The organism is Mesorhizobium sp. B2-7-1 (assembly GCF_006440735.1).
In the GTDB taxonomy this organism is placed as follows: domain Bacteria; phylum Pseudomonadota; class Alphaproteobacteria; order Rhizobiales; family Rhizobiaceae; genus Mesorhizobium.
Genome location: NZ_VFUA01000037.1, coordinates 43,269 through 52,931 on the forward strand (window position 1 = coordinate 43,269; position 9,663 = coordinate 52,931).

At 65.5% G+C, this 9,663-nt stretch carries 9 protein-coding genes; 3 read left to right on the plus strand and 6 right to left on the minus strand.

The genetic code is table 11. From position 1 onward, the window contains the following. Nucleotides 1-1,299 (plus strand): FAD-binding oxidoreductase, encoded by a 1,299-nt coding sequence (locus FJ471_RS16055; protein WP_140804628.1) that lies wholly within the window; start codon nt 1-3, stop codon nt 1,297-1,299. A gap of 232 nt (nt 1,300-1,531) precedes the next feature. After that, the gene (locus tag FJ471_RS16065; RefSeq protein WP_246684740.1) at nt 1,532-2,317 is read left to right on the plus strand and encodes a DeoR/GlpR family DNA-binding transcription regulator; all 786 of its coding nucleotides are present in this window, start codon (nt 1,532-1,534) and stop codon (nt 2,315-2,317) included. 8 nt (nt 2,318-2,325) lie between these two features. Here FJ471_RS16065 and FJ471_RS16070 read toward each other — a convergent pair whose 3' ends face one another. From FJ471_RS16070 to FJ471_RS16100, 6 genes are all read right to left on the minus strand, one after another. Next, a complete protein-coding gene (locus tag FJ471_RS16070) occupies nt 2,326-2,829 on the minus strand; it encodes an L-2-amino-thiazoline-4-carboxylic acid hydrolase (RefSeq protein WP_140804632.1) in 504 nt (167 codons plus the stop codon). Between the two features lie 63 nt (nt 2,830-2,892). Next, entirely contained in the window at nt 2,893-3,669 is a 777-nt protein-coding gene (locus FJ471_RS16075) for an ATP-binding cassette domain-containing protein (protein ID WP_140804634.1), read from the minus strand. Continuing rightward, nucleotides 3,666-4,463: an ABC transporter ATP-binding protein gene (locus FJ471_RS16080; RefSeq protein WP_181179453.1), complete on the minus strand. Its 798-nt coding sequence runs from the start codon at nt 4,461-4,463 to the stop codon at nt 3,666-3,668. The genes FJ471_RS16075 and FJ471_RS16080 overlap by 4 nt, the downstream gene beginning before the upstream one ends. Next, on the minus strand, nt 4,460-5,290 hold the full coding sequence (locus FJ471_RS16085; protein ID WP_140804636.1) for an ABC transporter permease: 831 nt from the start codon (nt 5,288-5,290) through the stop codon (nt 4,460-4,462). Before FJ471_RS16085 ends, FJ471_RS16080 begins: the two co-directional genes overlap by 4 nt. After that, a complete protein-coding gene (locus FJ471_RS16090) occupies nt 5,287-6,273 on the minus strand; it encodes an ABC transporter permease (protein ID WP_140804638.1) in 987 nt (328 codons plus the stop codon). Before FJ471_RS16090 ends, FJ471_RS16085 begins: the two co-directional genes overlap by 4 nt. A 273-nt stretch (nt 6,274-6,546) precedes the next feature. Next, on the minus strand, nt 6,547-8,157 hold the full coding sequence (locus FJ471_RS16100; RefSeq protein WP_140804640.1) for an ABC transporter substrate-binding protein: 1,611 nt from the start codon (nt 8,155-8,157) through the stop codon (nt 6,547-6,549). A 333-nt stretch (nt 8,158-8,490) separates the two neighbouring features. Here FJ471_RS16100 and FJ471_RS16105 point away from each other — a divergent pair. Continuing rightward, a partial coding sequence (locus FJ471_RS16105; RefSeq protein WP_140804642.1) for a Xaa-Pro peptidase family protein occupies nt 8,491-9,663 on the plus strand: 1,173 nt, incomplete at its 3' end.

The window sequence follows — 9,663 nt, forward strand, 5'->3', positions numbered from 1 at the left end:
ATGGCAACGCGTTACACAGGTTTCAATTCCGGTCTCGATATCGGCAAATCCTATTATGTCGCCACCGCCAATCCGGCGCCCGACCATCCCGCTTTAGCCGGCGATGTCGAAGCCGATCTGGTGGTGGTGGGCGGCGGCTGCACCGGCCTTTCGGCGGCGCTGCATGCGGCCGAGCGTGGGCTGAAGGTGGTGCTGCTCGAAGGCGGCAAGATCGGCTGGGGCGCCTCGGGGCGCAATGGCGGCCAGATGATCCCCGGCCTGCGCAAAGGCGCCAGGGGACTGGTGAAAAGCTTCGGGCCGGAACGGGCGAAGGCGCTGTTCGACCTCGCCTTCGAGGCGCGCGGGCTGGTGCTCGACATCATCGAGCGCCACGGCATCGAATGCGACTTGCGCCAGACCGGCCACCTGGTCGGCGCCGTCAACAGTTCCGACATGCGCGACTTCGAGGAAGAAGCCGAGTGCCTCGCCAAGGTGATGAAGTTTACCGATGTCGAGATCCTGTCGGCGGCCGAGGCGCGGCAGATGGTGGACACGCCCTACCAGGGCGCGGTGTTCGAGAGGCTCGGCGGCCATATGCATCCGCTCAACTACACGCTGGGGCTCGCCCGCGCCGCTACCGCCGCCGGCGTCGTCATCCATGAGAACTCGGTTGCCGCCCGGCTGGAGCGCGAACCTTCCATCCGCGTGTTCACCGACAAGGGGTCAGTTCGCGCCAGACATGTGGTGCTGGCCGGAGATGCGCTGCTCCAGGGGTTGGAGCCGCGCGTCAACAGCCGCATCATGCCGGTCGGCAACTATATCGTCGCCACCGAGCCCTTGGGCGAGCGCAATGTCATCCCGGCCAATGTCGCGGTGTCCGACACGCTGTTCGTGGTGAACTACTACCGCAAGTCGGCGGACGGCCGCCTGCTGTTTGGTGGCGGCGAGCGCTACACGCCGTCGCCGCCGGCCGACATAGCCGGCTTCGTGCGGCCGCATATGGAGAAGACCTTTCCGCAGCTCAAGGGCTGCCGCATCGATCATGCCTGGGGCGGACTTGTGTCGGTAACGACGTCGCGCCTGCCGCATGTCGGGCACTATGGCGAGGTCTATTTCGCGCATGGCTATTCCGGCAAGGGCGTCATCCTGTCGACGCTGTCGGGCAAGCTCTTGGCGGAAGCGATCACGGGCGATGCCTCGCGGCTCGATCTCTTCTCGACCTTGACGCCGCTGCCGTTCCCGGGCGGGACGGCGCTGCGCGGTCCGCTCTATGTGCTCGGCATGCTGTGGTACGCCATGCGCGATCGGCTCCGGCACTGAAGGTCTATTGATATTCGGGTGAGGCCGGCCTGCAAATGGCGGCTTCCTGCGCTTCCGGTGCTCACGTACGAAAAGTACGCTCCGCTCCGGTTCTCAGAACCCACCCAGTTGGTCGCTTCGCGCCCGTCTTCGACTCCGGCTCGGCCTGATCTGAATCTCAATAGACCCCAGGCTGGCTTTCCGGTCTTTGGCGTGGCTAATGTCTACGTCGGGACCCCGAGAAGGAAGACCGATGAACATCGAGCCGGGCCGGCTGACGAAGAAGGAACGACATGAGCTGATCCTGTCGGAGGTGCGGCGCTCGGCATCGATCCGCATCTCAAAGCTTGCGCGGCGCATCGGGGTCGCCGGCGAGACCATCCGCCGCGATCTGATCGAGCTCGGCGAGGCGGGGCTGATCAACCGCACCTATGGCGGCGCCACCATTTCGCTGGTGACGTCGGAACCGGTGATCGCCGAACGCGGCCTCACCATGGTCGAGGAGCGGGCCCGCGTCGGACGCGGCGCCGCCGGACTGATCGAGCGAGGCCGCATCGTGATGATCGATGGCGGATCGACCACCTACGAGGTCGCGCGCAGCCTGTCGCAGCTCGGCCGGGACCTGACGATCATCACCAACTCCGTCGGCGTCGCCTCGGTGGCCGGCGCCAACCCCAGCTTCCGCGTCATCCTTTGCCCCGGCACCTATGACAGCCGAGAGGCCGCCGTGCTCGGCGAGGACACGGTCGAATTCGTACGCCGCTACAATGCCGATGTCGCCATCATCGGCGCCTCGGCGCTGAACGCCGAGGGGCCGAGCGACATGATCTCGGGCGCTGCGGCGGTGAAGCGAGCGATGATGGGGCGGTCGCTGTCGACCATGCTGGTCGTCACCAACGACAAGTTCGGCCGCAGCGGCCTGGAGCGCATCTGCGCGCTCAGCGAGATTTCCGACGTCGTCACCGACAGCGAGCCGGCAGCGGAGTTGCGCATGGCGATCGACGAAGCGGGCGGCGAACTGCACGTCCTTGCTGAATAGATAATCGGCTAAGCATCCCGGTTGGTGAGCGCGATGTGGCAGCAGCCGGATCCATGGCCCGGCGTCCATGTGACATTGGCGAAGCGCACGCCGGTCGCCTCGAACAGGCCACGGTCGAAGGCGCCGGCGATGCGGCAGAGCGTGGCGAGTTTTTCCTCGCCGACGCCGGCCTCGACCCAGGCATCCTTCAGCGGGCAGCGCTTCACCTTGAAGGCGATGTGGCCGGCTCCGCGATCGACATCGGTGGGGTACATGCGCCCGCCATCCGGGCTGACGGCGAGGAACGCCTCGCCGATTGCCGGTGCGTCATTGGGGCCGAAATCGGCGAAAGCCATTGCCGCGACCTCCCGGCCGCGCTTTTCGATGGTGCGGATCATCACCGCTTCGGCCTTCTCCGCGCCGAGCTCGGCGGTCAGTTCGTCGAGGAAGAGGCGGTAGAGGTCGGCGCGGTTGCGGAAGGCGAAATCGAGCTCGCGCGACAGTTTTTCGGCTCTGGCTGCGGGGTCGGTCATGAGACGTCCTGATTTGTTGCTTGACCATGATCTTGTCTGCAAACCGGTTGCCACTTTGCGGGATCATGGTCGGTTTCTGATGAGCTTCGGCGTTGCCGCCACAAGCGCCTTGCCGATCGCCGATTGCGGGTTGGTGACGACGGCGCGGGCATCGCCGCTCTCGGCGATCCGGCCGGCATCGAGGATGATGACGCGGTGCGCCACGGCGCGGATGACGCCGAGGTCATGGGAAATGAAGAGATAGGCAATCCGTTCCCGCCGCTGCAGGTCGAGCAGCAATTCCAGGATCTGCCCACGCACCGACACATCGAGCGCCGACACGGCTTCGTCGAGCACGATCAGCGACGGCCGTGTGGCGATGGCGCGGGCGATCGCTACACGCTGGCGCTGGCCGCCGGAAATCTCGTGGATGGCGTGCGCGGCGAGGCCGGCATCGAGGCCGACGCGCTCCAGCAGCGCCGCGATCCGGCGCGGGCGCTCGGCGCGCGAGGCGATGCCGTGGATGCGCAAGGGATCGTCCAGCACGCGCGCTACGGTGGCGCGCGGATTGAAGGCCGCGAGCGGATCCTGGAACACCATCTGGATGCGAGCGCGGCGCGCGCGCAGCGCGGCGCCCGATAGAGCGAGGAAGTCGCTGTCTTCGAAGTCGATGCGGCCGGCATCGGGCTCGATCAGCCGCAGCACCAGCCTTGCGATGGTCGATTTGCCGCTGCCGGACGGTCCGGCAAGCGCCAGCGTCTCGGCCGGACCAATCTCGAAAGACACGTCGTCGACCGCCGCGAAAGGCTTGCCGCCTCGATGGTAGCGCTTGGCGAGATTGGAGACGGCAAGCACGCTCATGCCGGGGTGCCCTGCCGGTCAAGCAACGGCTTGGCATCGAGGCCGAGATGAGCGTCGAGCAGGGCGCGGGTGTAGGCATGGCGCGGCGCGTCGAGGATCTGGCCAGTCTCGCCGAGCTCAACCAGTTCGCCGTGGCGCAGCACCGCGATGCGATCGGCAAGCGTGGCGGCAAGCGCGATGTCGTGGCTGATGAAGAGCAGCGTCATGCCGTCCTCGGCGACGAGGCGCCGGATCAGGGCGACGATCTCCGCCTGGACGATGGTGTCGAGCGCGCTGGTCGCTTCATCGGCGATCAGGAGTTTTGGCGCGGCAGCGATTGCCGCGGCGATGGCGACGCGCTGCTTCTGGCCGCCGGAGAGCTGGTGCGGGTAGGCGCGGAGGGCCGAGTCCGGATCGGGCAGGCGGACGCGTTCGAGGAGGGTTTTGGCCTTGGCGTAGGCTTCAGGCCAGGTCAGTTCGAGATGGGTGCGGGCGACCTCGGCGATCTGCTTGCCGACCGGCATCACGGGGTCGAGGCTGGAAGAGGGGTCCTGGAAGACGAAGCCGATGTCGCGGCCGAGGCGAGGGTGGCTTGCTGGCAGGAACCATTCGATGCGCCCGCCAGTCTTGGCATCCCCCGCCAGCAGCCCCGCAATCGCCAGCGCCAGCGTGCTCTTTCCCGAACCGCTCTCGCCAATGATCGCCAGGCGCTCGCCAGCTTCCACATCCAGGCTCACGCCCTTCAGCGCCGTCGCCTCGACGCCGTCACGCCGATACCGCACCGAGAGATCGCGGATCGAGAGCAGGGCTGTCACGACAGGCTCCTGCGCACCGCGGTGCTTTCCACCACGCCTTCGCCTGCGAGGTATACGCCGAGCACGGTCAGCACCAGCGCGATGCCGGGCACGACCGACAGAAATGGCGCGGTGCGCAGCACTGTGCGTCCCTCGGCGATCATGCCGCCCCAGGTGACGCGGTTGGGGTCGCCGAGGCCGAGGAAGGACAGCGCTGCTTCGGTCAGGATCGCGGCCGCCACGATCACGGACGACAGCGCCAACACCGGCGGCAGGGCATTGGGCAACACCTCGTGAAAGGCGATCTCAAGCGGATGCATGCCGATGACGCGGGCGCCGGCGACATAGTCGCGTTCGCGGATCGAAAGCACTTCCGCGCGCGCCACCCGCGCCGGCCCGGTCCAGGCGCCTAGCGCGATCGCGGCGACGACGACGCCGAGCGAGGGACCGACGATGCTGACGAAGGCCAAGGCGAGAAGAAAGCTAGGCACGGTCTGGAACGCATCGGTGATGCGCATCAGCACCTCGTCGATCAATCCGCCCGCGAAGCCGGCTAAAGTGCCGACCACGGCGCCGATCAGGAGCGCCGCGGCAGCAGCCGCCAGTCCCACCGCCAGCGAGGTGCGGGCGCCGTGAAAAAGCTCGGCCAGCACATCGCGGCCGAGCCGGTCGGTGCCGAGCGGCAGCGACCAATCCTGGAACGGCGGCAGCAGCGCCGGGCCGGCGATCGCCTGCGGGTCGCCGGGAAACAGCAGCGGCGCCGCCAGCGCCATGACAATGAGCAAGGCGAGGATTGCTGCTCCGGCGATGGCTTCCGGTGTGCCAAAGAAACGACGCAGGCGGCTCATGCGCGGGCCTCGCCGGCGCCGACGCGCGGATCGAGGAAAGCGTAGGCGAGATCGACCAGAAGGTTGATGACGACGACCAGAACGGCGCTGACCAGGATGATGCCGAGGAGCAGCGGCGTGTCGCGCCCGGCGACGGCTTCCTGCGCCAGCCGGCCGAGACCGGGCACGGCGAAGACGCTTTCGATCACGACGCTGCCGCCCAGCATCTGCGCCGATTGCAGGCCGAGCATGGTGACCAATGGCAGAAGCGCGTTGCGGGCGACATGGGCAAGCACGATGCGGCGGCGCGACAGGCCTCTGGCGCGGGCTGCAAGCACAAAATCCTGCCGCCAGGCTTCGGCCATGCCGGCGCGCATCATGCGCAGATAGAGCGCCAGATAAATGAAGCCCAGCGCCGAGACCGGCAGCACGAGATGGGTGGCGATATCGGAGGCGCGGGAAAACCCGGTCTTGGCCGACGCGATGGTCTCGATGCCGCCGATCGGCAGCCAGCGCAAATCGACGGCAAAGACGACGATCAGCACGAGGCCGAGCCAGAAGCCGGGCACGGCATAGAGCGCCAGCGAGCCGATCGACAGGAAGCGATCGCGAAAGCTGCCGGGTCTGGCGCCGGCATAGATGCCGAGCGCCGAGCCGAGGCCGAAGGAAAGCGCTGTGGCGCTGCCCATCAGGACGAGCGTAGTCGGCAGGCGTTCGAGTATGACGTCGCGGATCGGCCGCGAGAAGGTGACGGACTGGCCGAGGTCGAGATGCAGCAAGGCCCAGAGATAGTTGGCGAGGCGGGTGAGTTCCGACTGGTCGAGGCCCCAGCGGTGGCGCAGCAATTCGATCATGCCTGCGTCGCCGCCGGTCGAGACAATGTAGGCGTCGACCGCGTCGCCGGGTGCGGCTTCAAGGAGCAAGAAGCGGCCGATGACGACGAGCAGGAGAACGAAGATGCTGCCGACGAGACGGCGGCGGATGAGGGTGAAGGCGCGGGTCATGCGCGCCTCGGCGCGGTGACGGTATGCTGGCAATAGGAAATGCCGAGCCCAGGCCCCCCTCTCTGTCCTGCCGGACATCTCCCCCTCAAGGGGGGAGATTGTTTGTCATCTATGGCTTCGCCAATTTTCGACGTTGCAGAACTGGCGGGACGGACAAACGGCTGATCTCCCCCCTTGCGGGGGAGATGTCCGGCAGGACAGAGGGGGGTGTGAAGGAACTCGGCCTCTGGCCAAGTAACCATTATCTCGCGAACTCTCATCCGCGCGAGTGTGTCACGATTCCAAATAGGTGTCCGCCCAGTTCGACACCGCCCAACGCGGGTTGTTGGCGATGTTGCCGACCGTATCGCGGGCGACGGAGATGAAGCTCCATTCGGCGACGTTGATCAGCGGCAAATCGGCCGCCACCTTCTTCTGGAACTCCTTGTAGAGCTCCGTGCGGGCCGATGTGTCGAGCGTCTCCGATGCCTTGACGATCAGCGCGTCGAGGTCGGCGTTCTTGTAGCCGCCCTGGTTGGAGAAGGGCACGCCGTCGGGAATGCCGCTTTGCACCAGGATGGTGGTCGAGATCGCCGGATCGCCACGGAACACCGGCGGACCGACGGCAAGGTCGAAGGCGTGGTCGGTGTAGACCGCCTTGATGTGCGCGGCGGAATCGTTGTTGACGATCGTGGCGTCGATGCCGACGGCGGCGAGCGCCTGGCGCAGATAGTCGCCGAACTGCTTCGTCTCGTTGAAATAAGGCGCCGGCAAGAGTTTCAGCGCAAAGCGCTTGCCGTCGTCGGCACGCTTGTAGCCGGCTTCGTCGAGAAGCGCATTGGCCTTGGCGACGTCGAATGGATAGGTCGGCACGTCGGCGGTGTAGAATTGCGGATCGTTCTTCGGCACCGGGCCGGTGGCGGTGGCGGCGTAGCCGAGGAAGATCGTCTTGACGACGAAATCCTTGTCGATGGCATGCGCGATCGCCTGCCGCACCTTCAGATCGGCGAGCTCCTTGCGGCGGTGGTTGATCTCGACGACGAGCTGGTAGGTCAGCCCCTCATAGCCCTTGGTGATCACCTTCAGGCCGGGCACTTTGGAAATGCGATCGAGATCGGCGAGCGGCACGGCAGAGAAGGCGGCAAGCTGGATCTCTTCGGCTTCCAGCGCCGCCGCGGCCGACGTGCGATCGGGAAGCACCTGGTAGACGATCTCGTCGAGATAGGGCTCATCCTTGCCCCAATAGGCGTCGTTCCTGGTCAGCCGGTAATATTGACCGGCCTTGTATTCGGCGAATTTGAACGGACCGGTGCCGACCGGCGCGTTGTTGGCCGGATTGTCTTCGATTTTGCCCACCTCATAGACGTGTTTCGGCACGACGCTCGACAGCGCCGGCAGCGCGTTGCGGATCAGCTGGAACGGCGTCGGCTTGGCGAACTTGAAGACCGCCGTCAGCGCATCCGGCGTGTCGACCGCTTCGAGGTCCTTGAACACGGTGCGGCCGAGATTCTGCAACGGCTTCCAGATCTGCAGCGCGGAGAAGGCGACGTCGGCCGAGGTGAAGGGCTTGCCGTCATGCCATTTGACGCCGTCACGCAATTTGAAGGCCACCGACAGGCCGTCGGCGGCACCCTCCCAGGAAAGCGCGAGCCGCGGTTCGGGCCCGTCCTTGCCGTCGAAGGAAGCCTCGGCCAGCGTCTCGACGATCTTGCTCGAGATGAAGAAGACTCCGTTGGAGGCGACGATCGCCGGGTTGAGGTTGCGCGGCTCGGAATCGGCGGCAAGGATCAGCCGGCCGCCCTTCTTCGGCGTCTGCGCGAAGCCGATGGTCGGCAATGCGGTCGAGGCCAGAAGCAGCGCCGAGCCGGCCAGCAGGCCGCGGCGTGAAATCGTCAATTCGGACATCGCTCAAACTCCCCTCTTCGCACGGTGACAGGCGCGGCAATTGCGTGATTATGGCTCTCGGCGAAGGTTTCGCCAGAGACGGATTTGGCGCATCATGGCTTGGCTTTGAAATTTCCGTCCGCTGGACCAGCCGGCCGAAAGAGGCTTTCTGCTCCTATCTGGTAAGACCAGTTTATAGAGAAGCAGGATCAGGATTCGGATAGAAACCGCCTTTAGCGTGAAAGTGATCAATTCTGGCTGGACCAGAGTGGCCAAAATGATGCAGATTTGACCGACAGCCATACATCATGACGTTCGGCGCTTCTGCGGCCGATGAAAAACAGGGAGAGGCAGATGAACATCGCTCCGGGTAAAACCGAGGTCAGCAGTGTCCCGTTCGACCAGGCGCGGGTGGACCGGCTGATGGAAGAGGCCGGCATCGACGTGCTCTTCGCCACGTCCAAGCACAACACACAATATCTGCTCGGCGGCTACAAGTTCATCTTCTTCGCGGCGATGGATGCGATCGGCCACAGCCGCTATCTGCCGATCGTCCTTTACGAGAAGGGCGGACCGGAGCACGCGGCCTATATCGGCAACAAGATGGAAGGCGGCGAGCACCAGAACCATCCCTTCTGGACGCCGACGCTGCATGCGGCCTGCTGGGGCACGCTCGACGCCGCCAATCTCGCGGTGGAGCATCTGCGCCAAATCGGCAAGTCGGCGGCGCGCATCGGCATCGAGCCGGGCTTTCTGCCGTCGGATGCCTATGCGCTGGTCCGCAAGGCGCTGCCGGATGCCAAGCTGATCGACGCGACCGACATGCTGGAGCGCATGCGCGCCATCAAGACCGAGGCGGAGCTGGAACAGCTGCGCATCGCCTCCGAGCTGATCACCGATTCCATGCTGGCGACTATTCGTTGGGCGCGCGAGGGCAAGAGCAAGACCGACATCATCGAGCAGCTCAGGCGCGAGGAGACCAATCGCGGCGCGCATTTCGAATATTGCCTGCTGACGCTGGGCTCCAGCCACAACCGCGCGGCGTCCAGCCAGGCGTGGAAGAAGGGCGAGGTGATGTCGATCGATTCCGGCGGCAACTATCACGGCTATATCGGCGATCTCTGCCGCATGGGCGTGCTCGGCGAACCGGACGCCGAGCTGGAGGATCTGCTGGCCGAAGTCGAGACCGTGCAGCAGGCGGCCTTTTCCAAGGTCAAGGCAGGAATACTGGGCGGCGACATGATCGCGCATGCGGAGAGCGTGCTGAAAGCGTCGAAGGTGGCGGCCTATACCGATTTCTTCGCCCACGGCATGGGGCTGATCACCCATGAGGCGCCGTTCCTGATGACCAATCATCCGGTCGCCTATGAGGGCACCTATGCGGCAAAGCCGCTGGAAAAGAACATGGTGCTTTCGGTCGAGACGACCATGCTTCACCCGACGCGCGGCTTCATCAAGCTGGAGGACACGGTGGCCGTCACCGACGCCGGCTATGTGATGTTCGGCGATCGGGGACGGGGGTGGAAC